The sequence below is a fragment of the Salegentibacter lacus genome (genome assembly GCF_020164555.1).
GTDB classification, from domain to species: Bacteria; Bacteroidota; Bacteroidia; order Flavobacteriales; family Flavobacteriaceae; genus Salegentibacter; species Salegentibacter lacus.
The window spans coordinates 56,828-74,039 of the sequence record NZ_JAIQZB010000017.1; the positions used below are offsets into that span (position 1 = coordinate 56,828).

Annotated in this window: 18 protein-coding genes; 12 read left to right on the plus strand and 6 right to left on the minus strand. The window is 36.7% G+C overall.

The window, feature by feature from the left end; translation table 11 throughout:
* The first annotated feature begins 60 nt into the window (after positions 1–60).
* Genes LB465_RS13865 through LB465_RS13880 form a run of 4 tightly spaced genes read left to right on the plus strand, consistent with a single transcriptional unit; the run spans position 61 to position 2,108 of the window.
* Positions 61–576, plus strand: a complete 516-nt coding sequence (locus LB465_RS13865) for an RNA polymerase sigma factor (protein WP_224470464.1) — start codon at positions 61–63, stop codon at positions 574–576.
* Positions 557–1,009: a hypothetical protein gene (locus LB465_RS13870; RefSeq protein ID WP_224470465.1), complete on the plus strand. Its 453-nt coding sequence runs from the start codon at positions 557–559 to the stop codon at positions 1,007–1,009. The genes LB465_RS13865 and LB465_RS13870 overlap by 20 nt, the downstream gene beginning before the upstream one ends.
* 3 nt (positions 1,010–1,012) lie before the next feature.
* Positions 1,013–1,540, plus strand: a complete 528-nt coding sequence (locus LB465_RS13875; protein ID WP_224470466.1) for a DUF4252 domain-containing protein — start codon at positions 1,013–1,015, stop codon at positions 1,538–1,540.
* A 22-nt stretch (positions 1,541–1,562) separates the two neighbouring features.
* Complete coding sequence (locus LB465_RS13880) at positions 1,563–2,108, plus strand: DUF4252 domain-containing protein (protein WP_224470467.1); 546 nt, start codon at positions 1,563–1,565, stop codon at positions 2,106–2,108.
* Positions 2,109–2,203: 95 nt separating this feature from the next.
* Here LB465_RS13880 and purB read toward each other — a convergent pair whose 3' ends face one another.
* Positions 2,204–3,541 carry an adenylosuccinate lyase gene (gene purB / locus LB465_RS13885; protein WP_224470468.1) on the minus strand — a complete coding sequence of 446 codons (1,338 nt, stop codon included), beginning with the start codon at positions 3,539–3,541 and terminating at the stop codon, positions 2,204–2,206.
* 97 nt (positions 3,542–3,638) lie between these two features.
* Entirely contained in the window at positions 3,639–4,322 is a 684-nt protein-coding gene (locus LB465_RS13890) for an SIR2 family NAD-dependent protein deacylase (protein ID WP_224470469.1), read from the minus strand.
* 148 nt (positions 4,323–4,470) lie between these two features.
* Between LB465_RS13890 and LB465_RS13895 the strand changes: the two genes are divergently transcribed.
* From LB465_RS13895 to LB465_RS13905, 3 genes are all read left to right on the plus strand, one after another.
* Entirely contained in the window at positions 4,471–6,450 is a 1,980-nt protein-coding gene (locus LB465_RS13895; protein WP_224470470.1) for a superoxide dismutase family protein, read from the plus strand.
* A 180-nt stretch (positions 6,451–6,630) separates the two neighbouring features.
* Positions 6,631–7,290, plus strand: a complete 660-nt coding sequence (locus tag LB465_RS13900; RefSeq protein WP_224470471.1) for a TrmH family RNA methyltransferase — start codon at positions 6,631–6,633, stop codon at positions 7,288–7,290.
* Positions 7,291–7,312: 22 nt separating this feature from the next.
* Positions 7,313–7,855, plus strand: a complete 543-nt coding sequence (locus LB465_RS13905) for an SRPBCC family protein (protein WP_224470472.1) — start codon at positions 7,313–7,315, stop codon at positions 7,853–7,855.
* Here the strand turns inward: LB465_RS13905 and LB465_RS13910 are convergent.
* The 4 genes from LB465_RS13910 to rlmH form a co-directional block, all read right to left on the minus strand.
* Positions 7,852–8,607, minus strand: coding sequence for a carboxypeptidase-like regulatory domain-containing protein (locus tag LB465_RS13910; protein ID WP_224470473.1), 756 nt, complete (start codon positions 8,605–8,607; stop codon positions 7,852–7,854). The genes LB465_RS13905 and LB465_RS13910 overlap by 4 nt on opposite strands.
* 76 nt (positions 8,608–8,683) lie before the next feature.
* Positions 8,684–10,477, minus strand: a complete 1,794-nt coding sequence (locus LB465_RS13915) for a DEAD/DEAH box helicase (protein ID WP_224470474.1) — start codon at positions 10,475–10,477, stop codon at positions 8,684–8,686.
* Between the two features lie 63 nt (positions 10,478–10,540).
* Positions 10,541–11,113, minus strand: coding sequence for a non-canonical purine NTP diphosphatase (locus LB465_RS13920; RefSeq protein ID WP_224470516.1), 573 nt, complete (start codon positions 11,111–11,113; stop codon positions 10,541–10,543).
* Positions 11,114–11,123: 10 nt separating this feature from the next.
* On the minus strand, positions 11,124–11,597 hold the full coding sequence (gene rlmH / locus LB465_RS13925) for a 23S rRNA (pseudouridine(1915)-N(3))-methyltransferase RlmH (protein WP_224470475.1): 474 nt from the start codon (positions 11,595–11,597) through the stop codon (positions 11,124–11,126).
* 51 nt (positions 11,598–11,648) lie between these two features.
* Between rlmH and nadC the strand changes: the two genes are divergently transcribed.
* The 5 genes from nadC to priA all read left to right on the plus strand — a co-directional run bounded on the left by nadC (position 11,649) and on the right by priA (position 17,086).
* The gene (gene nadC, locus LB465_RS13930) at positions 11,649–12,506 is read left to right on the plus strand and encodes a carboxylating nicotinate-nucleotide diphosphorylase (RefSeq protein ID WP_224470476.1); all 858 of its coding nucleotides are present in this window, start codon (positions 11,649–11,651) and stop codon (positions 12,504–12,506) included.
* A gap of 3 nt (positions 12,507–12,509) precedes the next feature.
* Complete coding sequence (locus LB465_RS13935) at positions 12,510–13,427, plus strand: YihY/virulence factor BrkB family protein (protein WP_224470477.1); 918 nt, start codon at positions 12,510–12,512, stop codon at positions 13,425–13,427.
* 26 nt (positions 13,428–13,453) lie between these two features.
* Positions 13,454–14,017 (plus strand): chalcone isomerase family protein, encoded by a 564-nt coding sequence (locus LB465_RS13940; RefSeq protein ID WP_224470479.1) that lies wholly within the window; start codon positions 13,454–13,456, stop codon positions 14,015–14,017.
* Positions 14,018–14,029: 12 nt separating this feature from the next.
* The gene (locus LB465_RS13945) at positions 14,030–14,467 is read left to right on the plus strand and encodes a DUF2147 domain-containing protein (RefSeq protein WP_224470480.1); all 438 of its coding nucleotides are present in this window, start codon (positions 14,030–14,032) and stop codon (positions 14,465–14,467) included.
* A 165-nt stretch (positions 14,468–14,632) separates the two neighbouring features.
* Positions 14,633–17,086: a replication restart helicase PriA gene (gene priA, locus LB465_RS13950; RefSeq protein WP_224470481.1), complete on the plus strand. Its 2,454-nt coding sequence runs from the start codon at positions 14,633–14,635 to the stop codon at positions 17,084–17,086.
* The last annotated feature ends 126 nt before the right edge of the window (positions 17,087–17,212 follow it).

Sequence of the window (17,212 nt, forward strand, 5' to 3'; positions counted from 1 at the left end):
TTGTAACAATTATTACCGCTAATCGTTTTAAAGGTAAGAAGGTTATTAAACCAACTATCAATGAAACAACAAGCCTTCCTGGACAAAATAAACCCGGTTAAAGATAAAATGTACCGGCTCGCATTGCGAATGCTTATTTCTAAAGAAGCAGCCGAAGATGCTACCCAGGAAGTAATCTTTAAACTATGGGCTCGGAAAGATAAAATCAAGGATTATACCAATGTTGAAGCTTTTGCAATGACAACTACAAAAAATTACTGTTTAGATGAATTAAAAGCTAAAAAGAACAATAATTTAAGAATTGTTCATCAGAATTATGAAAACAATTCAATTTCGCTTCAAAAGGGATTGGAAGTTAAAGATGAAATGCACTGGATAGAGAAAATTGTAAGCCAGCTGCCCGAACAACAAAAAATTGTTTTTCAGCTAAGAGATATTGAGCAATTGGAATTTGAAGAAATTATTGAAATTACAAAGATGAAACCAACGGCCATTAGGGTAGCATTATCCAGAGCAAGAAAGAAAATTCGGGAAAGCTTAACAAACAAGCATAATTATGGAATCACAAAAAATTAAAGAATTACTGGAAAAATATGATGCCGGGGAAACATCTTTGACTGACGAAAAAGCACTTCGGGAATATTTCCAAAATAATGAAGTGACGGATAATTTAAAAACATATCAGTTATTATTTGCATATTCTGAAAAAACCGGTGCGCAAAAAATGGAACGGGAAGTAGAAATGCCTGCATCAAAACAAGGTAATAGGTATCTCTGGACTGCGATTGCAGCAAGTATAATTTTAGTAGTCGGACTTTTCTTTTTTCAGAATAAACCTATGGAAATGAATCAAAGCGATCTTGGCACTATTCAGGATAAAGAAGAAGCATTGCAAAAAAGTATGGAGGCTTTAAAAATGGTTTCCGAATTAATGAACGAGGGCAAAGAAAACCTTATTTACCTAAAAGAATTTAATAACACCAAAGATAAATTTATCAAAACTGAATAACCCATGAGAAAGATAGCAATAGTTATTATTATTGGACTTTTACCAATAATAACGCAGGCCCAGTCGTTTGCCAAGTATGAAAACATGAAGGATGTTGATGCGATGGTGATGACCAGCAAGATGTTTAAAATGCTTGCTAAAGTAGATTTAAGTGAAGATAATCCTGAAGCCCGGGAATATCTAAAGCTTATAGAAAACCTTGATGAGATTAAAATGTTCACCAGTACCACGGCGTCGGTTAGAAGTGAGATGCAAAAAGACGTAGAGAGCTATTTAAGCTCAAATTCTTTAGAGCAGTTAATGCGGATAAATGAAGACGGTAAGAACATTCGGTTTTATTCAAAAGGAGGAAAAAACGATAATTATGTAAGCGAGCTGTTTATGTTTATGGAAGGTGAAAAAGAAGGAGAACTAATTTCTGTGATCTTGAGTATTACCGGGGAAATAGACCTTTCGCAATTATCGCGCTTAACATCAGACCTTAAAATTCCCGGTGCTGAAGAGCTTAAAAATGTAGAAAATAAATCTTAGAATAACTTTTAATTCATATAAAATGAAATCAATAAAAATTTTAGGTCTGGCTCTGGCTGCTGCTGCATTTGTTTCCTGTGCAAACGAGCCGAGTTTACAGGAATACTATGTAGAAAATCAGCAGGATAATAAGTTCATAGCTTTAGACGTCCCTACCAGTATGTTTACAAATACTGAAGAGCTGGATGAAAATCAAAAAGCAACACTGGAAAGTGTGAAGAAGATAAATTTGTTGGCTTTACCGGTGAAAGAAAACAAAGAAGAATATGAAGCTGAAAAAACAAAATTAAGCAGTATTCTTCAGGATGAAAAGTATCAGCTTTTAATGAAATATGGCTCAAACGACCGTAGAGCGGAAATCTATTTTACCGGAAATGAAGATGCGATAGATGAAATTATCGTATATGGTTATGATGACACCAAAGGAGTTGGAGTAGCCCGTGTTCTAGGTGAAGATATGAATCCACAGAAACTAATGGAATTAATGAAATCCCTGGATAAAGGAGATATAGATGTAAACGGCCTTAAGGGAATTACAGGAATGTTTAAAACTGAAATTGAAGAATAGTTTTTTAGTTGAAAACTATTGAAGAGGTTGTTTAATGGAGATTCGTCACCCTCATCTTGTTTCAGGGTCTACCTTCAAACAACCTCTTTTTAATTTTAAATCCCCGTATAATTCTGTGGGGTGATTTTTTTAAGTTCTTCTTTTACAGATTCAGAAACATCTAAGGTTTCAATAAAATCTGCGATGCTCTTTTTATTGATTTTTTCGTTAGTTCGTGTTAGACCTTTCAAGGCTTCATATGGATTTTTAAATCCTTCCCGGCGCAGAATTGTCTGAATAGCTTCAGCAACCACAGCCCAATTCGCTTCCAGATCTTCATTCAGCTTTTCTTTATTAAGTAATAATTTATCCAGGCCTTTTAAAGTGCTTTTAAAAGCGATACTGGTATGTCCCATTGGTACGCCAATATTTCTTAGCACCGTACTGTCGGTAAGATCACGTTGCAGACGGCTAAGTGGTAATTTTGCTGAAAGGTGTTCAAAAATAGCATTGGCAATACCTAAATTTCCTTCGCTGTTTTCAAAATCTATAGGATTCACTTTATGCGGCATTGCCGAAGAACCTATTTCACCTTCTTTTATTTTCTGCTTAAAATAATCCATAGAAACATAAGTCCAGATATCGCGATCTAAATCTATTAAAATGGTATTTATCCTTTTTAAGCCATCAAATAAAGCGGCCATATGGTCGTAATGCTCAATTTGGGTAGTGGGAAAAGAATGGTGTAAACCGAGTTTTTCCTGAACAAAATTACTTCCGAATTCTTTCCAGTCAATATTTGGATAAGCCACTTTATGTGCATTGAAATTTCCCGTGGCACCTCCGAATTTCGCCGCGTGTGGTACTTTATTTAAAAGATCTAATTGAGACTCTAAACGGGTGATAAAAACTTCTATTTCTTTACCTAAACGGGTAGGGGAAGCAGGTTGGCCGTGGGTTCTTGCAAGTAAAGGTACGTTAGCCCAGTCTTGAGAAAATTGGGTTAATTTCCTGATAATCTGTTCTATTTCCGGAATATATTCGGCTTCAATTGCATCTTTTAAACTTAATGGAACGGCCGTGTTGTTAATATCCTGGGATGTGAGTCCAAAATGAATAAACTCTTTGTGAGCTTCCAGGCCTAATTCATCAAACTTATTTTTTATAAGATATTCTACCGCTTTTACATCGTGATTGGTAGTTTTTTCAATCTCTTTTACCGCTTGCGCATCAATCGTAGTAAAATTTTCATAAATAGCTCGCAAGTCACTAAAAACCGAATGATCTACGTCTTTGAGCTGAGGTAGCGGCAATTCGCAAAGTGCGATAAAATATTCTACTTCAACCTTTACACGATACCTTATCAGCGCTTCTTCGCTAAAATAAGCTGAAAGTTGTTTGGTTTTGGAATGATATCTTCCATCTATTGGGGAAATGGCGGTTAGCGGTGTCATGTATTTGATTTATAAATTAAAAGCCGTAAAGATACTGCTTCCAAATAATCTTTAAAACCGCAGCGGCATTTCTTTTTCTATCATTACCCTCAATTTTTTATGCCGAATTTATTAAATCCTGAACGAGTTTAGGCACGCCTACTGAAGCTTTTTCTACAATGATATGTAAGTTTCCTTTTTCTGAAATATTTGGTTTCGGATCTATAAAATAAACAGGTATTCTATTTGGCGCAAAATCTACCAGGCCTGCCGCGGGATAAACCTGCATGGAAGTTCCTACAATAATAAGTATTTCAGCTTCTGCAACAATTTCCATCGCTTTTTCAAACATTGGTACAGCTTCTCCAAACCAAACAACGTGTGGCCTAAGCTGATAATTAAACTCGCAGAAATCTCCCGGATTAATATCCTGCTTCCAGTCCATTACTAGTTTTTCATTAAAAGTGCTTCTTGCTTTTAAAAGCTCGCCGTGTAAATGGGTGACATTTGTACTTCCGGCTCTTTCGTGCAGATCGTCTATGTTTTGTGTAATAATTTCTACATCATAAATTTTTTCTAAATCGGCTAAAGCATTATGTGCAGCATTGGGTGCTACCGTTAATAATTGCCGGCGTCTTTTATTGTAAAAATCCAAAACTAACTCCTGGTTGTTTTCCCACCCCATAGGGGAAGCCACTTCCATAACATCGTGACCTTCCCAAAGGTTATCGGCATCCCTAAAGGTTTGGATACCGCTTTCGGCACTAATCCCAGCACCGGTAAGAATTACTATTTTTTTCATATTAACATAGTTTATGAGTCATTTTTATAAACCTTAACATCCGTTAAAACCTGGTAGCCCGTATCTATAGATAGATTAGATAACGGAAGCGAAAATTAATTGCGTCTTCCAAACTCTAAATTTACTAATAACTTAAATTTTTAAACTTATGAAAAAATTTTTATTGGCTATGTTTTTAGCCTTACCGTTTATGATTATGAGCTGTAGCAGTGATGATGATGCAGTAGATCCCGATGGGGATGGCGACGATTTCGAAGGAGAAACAAAATCTTTCGAACTTTATTCGGTTGCCGATCCTTCAATCTCCGGTACAGCTACCTTTATGGAGAATGAAGATAATAGCACAACCGTTGAACTTGAACTAGACGGTACTCCGGACGGAGGAATGCACCCGGCACACATTCATTACAATACTGCTGCCGAAGGTGGTGATATCGCAGTTTCTTTTGAGCCTGTTGATGGATCTACCGGAATGAGTACTACAACATTTTCTACCTTAGATGATGGAACAAGTATTACTTATGAAGAAGCTATTAATTTTGATGGATATATCAACGTGCATATAAGTGCCGACGATCTTGGTACTTTGGTAGCACAGGGAGATATCGGTGTAAATGAGCTTACGGGAGAATCTAAAAACTACATGCTTGAAGAAAGAGCTGTAGAAGGAATTTCTGGAAATGTAATGTTTCAGGAGAGAGTAAATGGTGAGGCTTTAGCAACCATTATGCTTGAAGGAACTCCGGAAGACGGTGAGCACCCGGCACATATCCATATGGGTTCTGTTGCTGAAGCTCCGGGAAGTATTGCTTTCAGCTTTAATCCGGTTAACGGAGCAACAGGAATGAGTAAAACCAATGTTGCTGCATTAGACGATGGTACCACATTTATGTATAGCGATGTACTTAGTTACGATGGTTATGTAAATGTACACCTAAGCGCAGATGAACTTGGAACTCTAGTTGCCCAAAATGATATTGGTGGTAACGAACTTACAGGTGAGACTAAATCTTACGAGCTTGATGAAAGAGCTGTTGAAGGAATTAGCGGAACAGTGATGTTTGAAGAACGTATGAGCGGTGCTGCTCTTGCAACGATCATGATTGATGGTACTCCGGAAGATGGAATGCACCCGGCTCATATTCATATGGGCTCTTTTACTGAAGGTCCAGGAGGTATTGCTTTTACTTTTAATCCTGTAAATGGAGCAACCGGAATGAGTATGACTCAGGTTGAGATGCTAGACGATGATACAGAATTTGGTTACGAAGAAGTGCTGAATTATGATGGTTACGTTAACGTTCACCTAAGTGCAGAAGAACTTGGTACGGTCGTAGCTCAGGGAGATATAGGAGCTAACGAATTAACCGGTGAAAGCAAAACTTACGAATTAGGTGAGAAAGCTGTTGATGGAATTAGTGGTTCTGTAATTTTTGAAGAAAGAATGAGTGGAGAAGCTTTAGCAACTATTATGTTAGATGGAACTCCGGAAGATGGAATGCATCCGGCTCATATTCATATGGGAACTGCTGCTGAAGGTCCAGGCGGAATTGCTTTCACTTTTACTCCAGTAAATGGAGCAACAGGAATGAGTATGACTCACGTAGCTATGCTTGATGATGATACTGAATTCGGATACGAAGATGTATTGAATTATGATGGTTATGTAAATGTTCACTTAAGCGCAGATCAACTTGATGTTCTTGTAGCACAGAGTGATATCGGTCAAAACGAATTGACTGGAGAGTCAGCTTCTTATAACCTTGGGACTGCAGATGTTGATGGAATAATGGGAACAGCAATGTTTGAAGAACGTGTAAATGGTGAGACTTTGGTAACTATTATGCTAGAAGGAACACTTGATGGAGGAATTCACCCTGCACACATCCACATGGGATCTGTTGCTGATGCTCCTGGAGATATCGCGATCTCTTTAAATTCAGTTAATGGTGATACCGGAATGAGTATGACCAATGTTTCCGCCTTTAATGATACTGAAGAAGGAGAAGATGGAGAAATGATAGATTATAATGAGCTTTTAGAATATAATGGTTATCTAAACGTGCACTTAAGTGCAGAAGATTTAGGAACTCTTGTAGCTCAGGGAAATGTAGGTTCTAATTCTTAGAATTTGTAATTTCATTAAAATTAAAAACCCGGTCTCGATGAGGCCGGGTTTTTCTTTGTTATTAATGATCCGAGAATTAATAAGATCAGTATTATAGAGCCTAAAATTTTTAGCTGAAAAATTTTAAAATATTCCTCCTGAAAACGCCCGACTTCGAGTCGGGTTTTATAATTTTAGCCTATGCAAAAAACTACCCTGTTAAACCATCTTGAAACTTTTCTCACACCAAGACGAATCGGTTTGTTTGATAAAGTTATTCGGCAGCGCACCAATCATTTTACGGTTGCAACGCAAGACGTTTACCAGCTGCATAATACCAGTGCTGTAATTAGAAGTTGCGAGGTTTTTGGGATTCAGAACATTCATGTGATAGAGGAGCGCAAGCCTAAAAGAATAGACAGAGAGATTGCAATGGGGGCTCAAAAATGGGTAGATGTTAATCGGTATTCTACTTCAAAAGCATGTATTAAAGAATTACGAGCTAAAGGCTATCAAATTGTAGCCACCACACCTTACGGAGAAAGTACAACACTTAAAGATTTTGATATTGAAAAGCCATCAGCTATTTTCTTCGGAACTGAAAAAGATGGTCTAAGCGAGGAAATATTGAAAGAAGCCGATTGTAGATTGCATATTCCTATGGTTGGATTTACCGAAAGCCTTAATATATCGGTTTCTGCAGCTATAATTTTACAGAGCATTACTTCTCGTTTAAAAAACAGTGAAATTGCCTGGCAACTTTCTGAAGAAGATAAAATTAGTCTTAAATATGATTGGCTGAAGAAATGTATTAAGAATTCAGATTCAATTATAGCGCAATACGATACAGAAAATCCTTAAATTAGTTGAATAATTTTAACGAATGACCCTTTTCTTCTACCTACTTATAGCGTTTATTACTTTTATTGCTTTTTTGCACGCCTGGGCAAAGAAAAAATATGACATAAGCCGAACTATGGTTATTAATGCTCCACGCGATGTAGTGTTTAGTTATGTAAGGCAATTAAAAAAACATCCGGTTTGGGTACCGTGGTTTTCAAAACATCCTAAGGCTGTTTTAAAACACAAAGGGGAAGATGGTAAACTGGGGGCGGCTATTTACTGGAGGAGTAAAAATAATGAAATAGGGGAAGGTCTTCAAAAGATTATAAAAGTAAAACACCCAAGAGTTTTTGAAACAAGAGTGTTATTTGTAAAACCGGTGAAAGTAAGTTTGCTAACCTATTTCGCAGCAAAAGAACTGGAACCCGGAAAATCTAAAGTTGTTTGGGGAATTCGTGGTAATTTACCTTTTCCACTTTCAGTGATGAGCTTGTTTTATAGCCCCGATAAATTAATGGGACAGGACCTTGAAAAAGGTTTGATCAAATTAAAAACTAGAATGGAAAAAGGGGTGAAGATTTAATTTCGTTGCAGCACTCGATATTCTTCATAACAACCACTTAAAGCATCCAAAATTTGCAGATCGTTGGCCGATCTTAAAAAATCTTTAGAATAGCTGCAGCGTTGCAGAATTTCATCAATCTCTACTTTATTAATTGGTAGTAGGGCGATAAGCGTTTCCCGGTCAAATTTATTTCTAAGCAGCGTTCTAATTTCGTCATCTTCTTTCATCTGCCTTAGTTTTCGCATTTGTTTCGGCTTTTTACCAAAAATATTATGCATTAAATCGGCAGGATTAAAGATTGCTCCTAATGTACGGGAAATCGCGCTAGTTGAATTATCTCCGCCTTCATAACCGGCATTTAATCCGGAGATGCTGTAACGGTTATTTTCATAAATAGGAATATTCCTGGCATCAATCTCAAGATAACCAGTAAGTGTTACCGGTTTTAAAACTACTTCTTCCAGGGCAATTCCTAACTCGGTCATTTTTACTTTTACACTTCCATATTTAAGCCAGTCGTTTGTGACTCTAACTTTTATAGATCTAAATCCCAGGTACGAAAAATACAGCGTATCGTTAACCGTGGCCTGTAGTTCAAAAGTTCCATCTTCTTCACTAACGGCACCTTTAACCTGGTTGAGGTTTACGATATGTACTTTTTCAATAGGTTTATCATCGGCCGCATTCATAACGGTTCCTGATACGACATCCTGTGCGAATGCCTGGAGAGATAAAATAAGTAGTAAAAAGGTAAAAAGGAATTTCTTCATAACAATTGGCGCCTAAATTATAAAATACTTATAAAAAACAATGCCATAATTGAAAATTTAGGCGCCAGATGTGAATTTAATTTTTACTGCGTCTTCTTTTTAAAGAGCTTTCAATGTTACCGCTTCGGTTACCGGATTTTTTTCCTCTTCCCGAATCGCTACTTTCTGAACGCCTGCGGCCTCCGCCACCTCCTTTAAAGTCAGATTTTCCTCCGCCTTTATTGAATTTGCCTCCTTTGCGACCGCCACCGCCACCGCCGCCGCGTTTTCCACGTCCGCCGGTATCTGTAGTTTCTTCAACATTTATAAATCTACCCTGATGTTTAAAGTCTTTAAATGTACTTAAAACACTTTCGGTATTTTTTGCATCAGTATTAAAGAAAGAGAAGCTATCTTTTACATCAACTTTGTAAACATCGTCACGTCCAAGGTCCAGAGTTGCCTTAAGGAAATCCTTTAAGCTCATCCAATCGAATCCATCTTTGGAACCAACATTAATAAAGTAACGCGTAGAGTCTCCAGAGCCACCACCATCTGCCGGAGCGGAAGGAGAGCTTAAACCTTCAGAATTTTTGTAATAGTTGAAGAATCGGGTGAATTCTACAGAAAAGAACTTTTTAATAAGCTCCTCTTTGGTAAAATCTTCCAAAACCTCATTAATACTGGGTAGATAAGCTTCTATCTCGGGATTAATCTTTGTTTCCTTGATATCGTTGGCAAGGTGAAACAACTGAACACGACAAATTTCCATTCCGTCAGGAATATCTTTTTGCTCGAATTTCTGCTGAATAATACGCTCAATACTTTTGATTTTACGCATTTCACTTTTAGTAACAATTACCATAGAAACTCCACTTTTCCCTGCACGACCGGTACGGCCACTACGGTGAGTGTACGTTTCAATCTCATCAGGAAGCTGGTAGTTGATTACATGAGTAATATCATCTACGTCAATTCCACGGGCAGCAACATCTGTAGCGACCAACATCTGGATTTGTTTGCTTCTAAAACTTTTCATCACCAAATCACGCTGGTTCTGACTAAGGTCTCCGTGCAATGCTGCAGCGCTGTACCCGTCTTCGATAAGTTTTTCAGCTACTTTTTGAGTGTCTCTTTTTGTTCGACAAAAAATCACCGAAAAAATATCTGGATTGGCATCTGCCAGTCTTTTTAAAGCTTCGTAACGTTGTCTTGAATTTACAAGGTAAAACTCATGAGAAACATTAGATGTTCCCTGGTTTTTAGATCCTACGGTAATTTCAATAGGAGTACGCATAAATTTCTTGGCGATTATTGCAACTTCTTTTGGCATAGTTGCAGAAAATAACCAGGTATTCTTTTCTTTTGGTGTATGCGAAAGAATTGCTTTAATGTCTTCAAAGAAGCCCATATTAAGCATCTCATCGGCTTCATCTAAAACACAATATTCGATTTTAGTAATATCTACCAGGTTACGATTAATCATATCCTGCATACGTCCCGGAGTAGCTACAATAATTTGAGCTCCACGTTCAATTTGACGTGCCTGATCTGTAATACTGGCGCCACCATAGATAGCAACCGGATTAAGACCTTTTTCAAATTTAGAGTAATTCTTTAATTCGTTGGTAATTTGCAGGCAAAGTTCACGTGTTGGTGAAAGAATTAATGCCTGGGTATGTTTTTTACTTACGTTTATTTTCTGGATAAGCGGGAATCCAAAAGCAGCTGTCTTTCCTGTACCGGTTTGGGCTAATGCCACCATATCGGTATCTTCGTTTAGTAAAACAGGAATTGCTTTTTCCTGTATTTCACTGGGGTCTGTAAAACCCATTTCTTCGACTGCTTTAAGAATAGAAGGGTTTAAACCTAATTGTTCAAATTTGTTCATATAAAAAATTAAATAAGCGGCAAAGGTACGGCTTAGATAGCAATTAACACCTATCTACTTGCTTTATTTTGAAAGATAGGCGATTAGCTCTCTAAAGGCTATTGAGCGGTGGCTTATTTTAGATTTTTCGCTTAGGCTCATTTCTGCAAAAGTCTTTTTGAAGTTCTCAGGTTTAAAGATAGGATCGTATCCAAAACCTTTATCGCCGCGCTGCTCTTTTATAATTTCTCCCTTGCAAATTCCTGTAAACAAGTTTTGCCTTTCGTTTAAATTTAAAGCTATTGCAGTTTTAAATTGCGCATTTCGATTTTCTTTATCTTCTAATTGACTAAGCAATTTCCTCACATTTGCGGCATCATTTTTATCATCGCCTGCATACCGGGCAGAGAAAACGCCAGGTTCACCGTTTAGTGCTTCCACTTCGAGACCTGTATCATCGGCGAAACAATCGTACCCATATCGATTTCTCACATGTTCTGCTTTTAAAATGGCGTTACCTTCTATAGTGTCGGCAGTTTCCGGGATTTCTTCATCACAACCTATATCATCCAGAGATAAAAGTTTGATGTAATGTGGAAACAGAAATTTAATTTCCTCAAGCTTATTCTTATTGTGCGTAGCGAATACAAGTTCCATAGGATGTGTTTTAGCGGTGGTGGTAAGGTTCATTTTTTAAAATTGTAAAAGCACGGTATAATTGCTCGGTAAAAAATAATCGCACCATTTGATGGGAGAAAGTCATTTGTGAAAGGGCAACTTTTGCGTCTGACCTTTGATAAACTGCTTCAGAAAATCCATAAGGGCCACCAATTACAAAAATAAGCTGCTTGAGACCGCTATTTAATCGCTTTTGAATATATGCTGAAAATTTTTCTGAAGAAAATTCTTTTCCATTTTCATCTAAAATCACCAGGTAATCAGAATTCTGCACTTTACCCAGAATTAATTCTCCTTCCTTTTCTTTTTGCTGATTCTCATCGAGATTTTTCGTCTTTTTAAGATCTGGAATAATTTCAATTTCAAATTTATTATAAAACTGAAGTCGATTTTTATAAACCTCAATAAGCTGTTTTAGCTCCCTGTTATCGGTCTTTCCTATGCAGAGTAATTTTATGGTCATTCGGTATATTTAACGCAGACTTTGCTACATTTACAAAAATAAGTATTGCAAATGATCTCAAAAGAACAATTTAAAAAAGAAATAGATCTAATAATAGAAAATGCGCTTAGGGAAGATGTAGGAGATGGTGATCATAGCTCCTTAGCCTGTATTCCTGCTAATGCTAAAGGAAAAGCCAAGCTTCTGGTGAAGGATAAAGGAATTTTAGCCGGCGTGGATTTTGCTTTAAAAGTTTTTGAAAAAGTTGATCCAGAATTAAACGTTGAAGTTTTAATTAAAGACGGGAAAACTATTGACCGTGGAGACATTGCATTTTTTGTTGAAGGAAGCTCCCAATCAATACTAAAGGCTGAAAGACTGGTATTGAATGCGATGCAAAGAATGAGTGCAATTGCAACAAAAACCAACACTTTTGCACAAAAATTAGAAGGTACAAATACCAAAATTTTAGATACCCGAAAAACTACTCCAGGAATACGGGCTTTAGAAAAATGGGCAGTAAAAATTGGAGGAGGGGAAAATCATAGGTTTGCTTTGTATGATATGATCATGTTAAAGGACAATCATATAGATTTTGCGGGTGGAATTACTAAGGCAATTAACAAAACTAAAGATTACCTTAAAAGCAATCAACTTGATCTTAAAATTATTGTTGAGGCAAGAAATTTAAAGGAAATTGAAGAAATCCTTGAAAGTGAAGGTGTGTACCGTATTTTAATAGATAATTTTAATTATGAAGATACGCGCCAGGCTGTAAAGCTTATTAATGGTAAATGCCAAACAGAATCCAGTGGTGGAATTACGCTGGATACCACACGTAAATATGCAGATTGTGGGGTAGATTATATTTCCAGCGGTGCTTTAACCCATTCGGTTTACAATTTAGATCTTAGCTTAAAAGCAATATAATGTATGGCTCCAAAGAAAGCCTTTCTATCTAAACTAGAGCAATTTTCAAATTGGTGGGAGAGAAAAACCAAAGGAATAATTTTGCCCGGTTTTGATGGTTTATCGCTTTACGATCTTTGGGAAATCTATTCTGGTGGAATTATAAAAGGAACTTTTTCTACAAGAGCAAGCGCTATTGCATTTAGTTTTTTTATGGCACTGTTTCCGTTTTTGTTGTTTATGCTTAACCTTATTCCCTATGTTCAATTTATAGATGATTTCCAGCTGCAGTTCCTGCTATTTATGGAATCCTTATTGCCGCCCGATACCCAGGAATACTTTAATGATATTTTACTTGATATTGCCAATACACCTCGTGGTGGTCTACTTTCAATTGCCTTTATCGTATCCATTTTTTTAATGACAAATGGAATAAATGCAATTTTTACCGGTTTTGAGTTTTCATATCACACTAATGCCAACAGATCTATCGTAAGGCAATACCTTGTAGCTGTGGGTATTTCCCTTATTATGGCATTGTTGTTGCTCCTTACTATAATACTGGTTGTCTATTTAACTTATGCAATAGACGATTTACAAAATTTGGGATTGGCCACAGAAGGAGGTTCCGCTTTTATAAAATATGCCGGATTTGTGCTATTAGTGTATATTGCTGTAGCTACACTTTATTACTTTGGAACAAAAGAGGCGAGACAGGCAAAGTTCTTTTCCATAGGAGCCCTTTTTACTACATTATTGATCATTATAACTACCTATTTCTTTGGCTTATATATTGAAAATTTTTCAGCTTATAATGAATTATATGGTTCTATTGGAGCATTGCTAATTTTAATGGTGTATATCTGGTTGAATTCTAATATATTGCTCTTAGGATTTGAATTAAATGCATCTTTAATAAAAATGAAGAAAAAAATTAAATAACTTAACAACCTAAAACCAAATTAAAAATGAAAAAACTATTAGTCCTTTTAGTGGCCATTTTTGGCTTAAACCTAACTTCAGCCCAAACCGAAATAGGTGGCGCTACATTACCTCAAACCTTAGAATATGGTTCTGAAGAAATGACGCTTAATGGAGCCGGAGTTAGAGAAAAGTTTTGGATGGATATGTATGCAGGCGGACTTTATCTTAAAAATAAATCTGAAAATGCATCAGAAATCATGAATAAAGATGAAGCTATGGCAATAAGATTGCATATAGTTTCAAAAATGATTACCAGCGATAGGATGATTGATGCAGTAACTGAAGGTTTTGAAAATTCAACCAATGGAAACACCGCACCAATTTCAGCAGAAATCAAAAAATTTATAAGTTTTTTTAAGGATGAAATAAATAAAGAAGATGTTTTCGATATCGTATACCTGCCAAGTAGAGGTTCCGTAATTTACAAAAACGAAAAAGAAAGTGGCTCAATCCAGGGAATGGAGTTTAAAAAAGCTCTATTCGGAATATGGCTTTCTAATGAACCCGCAGATGACGACCTTAAAGAAGGTATGCTGGGTAAACAATAAAATATAGAGATAATGAAAACCAAATTCAACTTACTTAACCTATTACTTTTTGGATTTATCCTGATTTCCTCAGGAATCCAGGCGCAAGGGGTATTTGGTAAATGGAACGTAGTTAACGATGCGGGTCGTGTAAATTCTATAGTAGAGATCTACGAGAAAAATGGAGCTGTTCACGGTAAAGTGCTGAGAATAACCAAAGAGGAACACCGCGATCGTAAATGTACCGAATGCCAGGGTGAACTTAAAGACAGACCTATAGAGGGCCTGAATGTGATTCGTGATTTTGTAAAAGAAGGCGATGAATATGTTGATGGGACTTTAATTGATCCAAAATCCGGAAAAGAATATGATGGAAAAATTTGGGTTGATGATAACAATCCCGACAAGCTAAATGTGAGAGGTTATATCGCTTTTTTCTATAAAACGAAAGTTTGGGAACGAGCCGAATAAAACTTTCTAAAATTTAAAATACTAAAACCATTCTTTTTTAAGGATGGTTTTTATTTTTGAACAAACTTACTTATTAAGTAAGTCAAAAAGTGCTCTGGCGAAAAAGCCGATATATTAAATTTTTATCAACTTAATACGCTGGGATAAGCAGCTTACCTCATTAATATGGCATATTTTATAGATGTTATTTTACCACTTCCTTTACAGAAGCGTTTTACTTATGCAATAACTAAGGATGAAGCCGGTTTTTTGGAAGAAGGTATGCGGGTTGCAGTTCCATTTGGAAAGTCTAAAGTATATACCGCTATAACAGCTAAAATTCATCAGAACCCGCCACAGGTTTACGAAGCGAAACCAATAAATCAGATCCTTGATAAAAGTCCTTTGGTGACCAAACATCAACTAAAGTTTTGGGCGTGGATCGCTTCCTATTATATGTGTGCCGAAGGAGATGTACTAAAGGCCGCATTACCGGGAGCGTTTTTATTAGAAAGCGAAAGTATAGTTCAGCTAGTTAAAGATGTTGAAATTGATGAAAACGAGCTTAAAGACGAAGAATATTTAGTAATTGAAGCTTTGCAGCGCCAGTTTTCGCTAAAGATTCAGGAAGTGATGAAAATCCTGGATAAAAAAGCTGTTTTACCTGTTATTAACGCTTTGGTGGAAAAAGGTTTGGTAGTGCTCAATCAGGAGATTTATGAGCAGTATAAACCGAAAAAAATACGCTTTGTAAAACTCAATCCTGTTTACGATAATGAAGCCGAAATGCACCAGCTTTTAGATGAACTGGAAAAAGCACCAAAGCAGAAAGAAGCTTTATTAAGTTTTTTCAGCATAAAAGCCCAACATAAGAAACCATTAAAGGTAAAGGAGCTCAGCGAAAAATCTGGGGTTTCAGCAGCCATTATAAAAAGCCTGGTTAAAAAGAAAATTCTCGAGGAATATTATGAGAAAACCGACAGGGTAACTTTTAGCGGAGATGCTTCGGAAACAGGAATTCAATTAAGTGAAATTCAGCAACAAGCTTTCTCAGAAATAGAGAACGGGCTAAAAGAACAGGATGTTTGTTTATTCCACGGAATTACTTCTTCAGGAAAAACCGAAATCTATATTAAACTTATTGAAAAAGTTATTGAACGTGATGAACAGGCACTTTATGTTTTGCCTGAAATCGCATTAACCACACAATTAATAGAGAGGCTGCGAGTTTATTTTGGGGATAAAGTTCTGGTGTATCACAGTAAATATTCGGTAAATGAAAGGGTAGAAGTATACCGCCATATTTTAGAAGATTCAGAAAAAGCGAGAATTGTAATTGGGGCGCGATCTTCAATTTTTCTTCCTTTTGCAAATTTAGGCTTAGTGGTGGTAGATGAAGAACACGAAACTTCCTTTAAACAATTTGATCCCGCGCCGCGTTACCACGCAAGAGACGCCGCAGTTGTTTTGGCGAATTTATTTAAAGCGAAAACAATTTTAGGATCGGCTACTCCTTCCCTGGAATCTTATTTTAATGCGCAGCATCATAAATATGCTTTGGTGGAATTAAACCGAAGATATGGTGATGTTTTACAACCGGAAATTGAAATTGTTGATATAAAAACCAAATATAAAAAGAAGGAAATGAAAGGGCATTTTTCTGACAGGATGCTCGCTGAGATTAAAGATACATTGAATGGTGGAGAGCAGGTGATTTTATTTCAAAATCGAAGAGGCTTTTCTCCTGTGTTGGAATGCAATACCTGCGGCCATTCACCACAGTGCCCCAACTGTGATGTGAGTTTAACTTATCATAGCCATAACAACCAGTTGCGCTGTCATTATTGCGGTTATCATATTGCGATGCAAAAAAAATGTATGGCTTGCGACAGTACTGAAATTACTACTAAAGGCTTTGGAACCGAACAAATTGAAACCGAATTGAAAGCTATTTTCCCTGAGTATAAAACTGCGAGGATGGACCAGGATACGACCCGCGGAAAATATGCTTACGAAAAACTGATCAATGCTTTTGAACAACAGGAAATAGATATTTTAATCGGAACCCAGATGCTTACCAAAGGACTTGATTTTAGGAAAGTGAACCTGGTAGGAATTATGAATGCCGATAATTTGCTGAATTTTCCCGATTTTAGAGCGCACGAGCGTAGTTTCCATTTAATGCTTCAGGTAGCGGGTAGGGCAGGAAGAACCAAAAAACGTGGGAAAGTATTAATCCAAAGTTATAATCCTCATCACCAGATTATTCAGCAGGTTTCCATGGGGGATTATTTCGGAATGTATAAAGACCAGTTAGAAGAGCGCTATAATTATAAATATCCGCCTTTTTACCGTTTGATAAGGATAACATTGAAATGCCGGGATTACTCCAAAACCAATGAAGCTGCTGACTGGTTGGCGGTAGGAATGAAAAATGTTTTCAAAGAAAATGTGCTGGGACCGGAGTTTCCACCGGTCGCCCGTATCAGGAATGAATATTATAAAAATATACTGCTAAAAATTCCACAACAACAATCTTTAGGGAAAACAAAAGAAGTGCTGCAACGAATTATGGGAAGTTTTAATGCTATTGGCGCTTTTAGAAGTGTAAAAGTAGTAATTAATGTAGACCCTATTTAGATTTTAAGTCAAATGAAGCGGTCGATTTTATAAGAGAAGGTTACAGACACTGTGTTCGTGGTTCCGATAGTATTTATTATCGAGTGCGTGCAGAAGAAGTAGAAATTATGGCAATAATAGGAAGAC

Excerpts from the sequence above, each read along its gene's own strand:
- LB465_RS13865 (WP_224470464.1), top strand. The coding sequence starts at position 61 with ATGAAACAACAAGCCTTCCTGGACAAAATAAACCCGGTTAAAGATAAA.
- LB465_RS13870 (WP_224470465.1), top strand. The coding sequence starts at position 557 with ATGGAATCACAAAAAATTAAAGAATTACTGGAAAAATATGATGCCGGG.
- LB465_RS13875 (WP_224470466.1), top strand. The coding sequence starts at position 1,013 with ATGAGAAAGATAGCAATAGTTATTATTATTGGACTTTTACCAATAATA.
- LB465_RS13880 (WP_224470467.1), top strand. The coding sequence starts at position 1,563 with ATGAAATCAATAAAAATTTTAGGTCTGGCTCTGGCTGCTGCTGCATTT.
- purB (WP_224470468.1), bottom strand. The coding sequence starts at position 3,541 with ATGACACCGCTAACCGCCATTTCCCCAATAGATGGAAGATATCATTCC.
- LB465_RS13890 (WP_224470469.1), bottom strand. The coding sequence starts at position 4,322 with ATGAAAAAAATAGTAATTCTTACCGGTGCTGGGATTAGTGCCGAAAGC.
- LB465_RS13895 (WP_224470470.1), top strand. The coding sequence starts at position 4,471 with ATGAAAAAATTTTTATTGGCTATGTTTTTAGCCTTACCGTTTATGATT.
- LB465_RS13900 (WP_224470471.1), top strand. The coding sequence starts at position 6,631 with ATGCAAAAAACTACCCTGTTAAACCATCTTGAAACTTTTCTCACACCA.
- LB465_RS13905 (WP_224470472.1), top strand. The coding sequence starts at position 7,313 with ATGACCCTTTTCTTCTACCTACTTATAGCGTTTATTACTTTTATTGCT.
- LB465_RS13910 (WP_224470473.1), bottom strand. The coding sequence starts at position 8,607 with ATGAAGAAATTCCTTTTTACCTTTTTACTACTTATTTTATCTCTCCAG.
- LB465_RS13915 (WP_224470474.1), bottom strand. The coding sequence starts at position 10,477 with ATGAACAAATTTGAACAATTAGGTTTAAACCCTTCTATTCTTAAAGCA.
- LB465_RS13920 (WP_224470516.1), bottom strand. The coding sequence starts at position 11,113 with ATGGAACTTGTATTCGCTACGCACAATAAGAATAAGCTTGAGGAAATT.
- rlmH (WP_224470475.1), bottom strand. The coding sequence starts at position 11,597 with ATGACCATAAAATTACTCTGCATAGGAAAGACCGATAACAGGGAGCTA.
- nadC (WP_224470476.1), top strand. The coding sequence starts at position 11,649 with ATGATCTCAAAAGAACAATTTAAAAAAGAAATAGATCTAATAATAGAA.
- LB465_RS13935 (WP_224470477.1), top strand. The coding sequence starts at position 12,510 with ATGGCTCCAAAGAAAGCCTTTCTATCTAAACTAGAGCAATTTTCAAAT.
- LB465_RS13940 (WP_224470479.1), top strand. The coding sequence starts at position 13,454 with ATGAAAAAACTATTAGTCCTTTTAGTGGCCATTTTTGGCTTAAACCTA.
- LB465_RS13945 (WP_224470480.1), top strand. The coding sequence starts at position 14,030 with ATGAAAACCAAATTCAACTTACTTAACCTATTACTTTTTGGATTTATC.
- priA (WP_224470481.1), top strand. The coding sequence starts at position 14,633 with ATGGCATATTTTATAGATGTTATTTTACCACTTCCTTTACAGAAGCGT.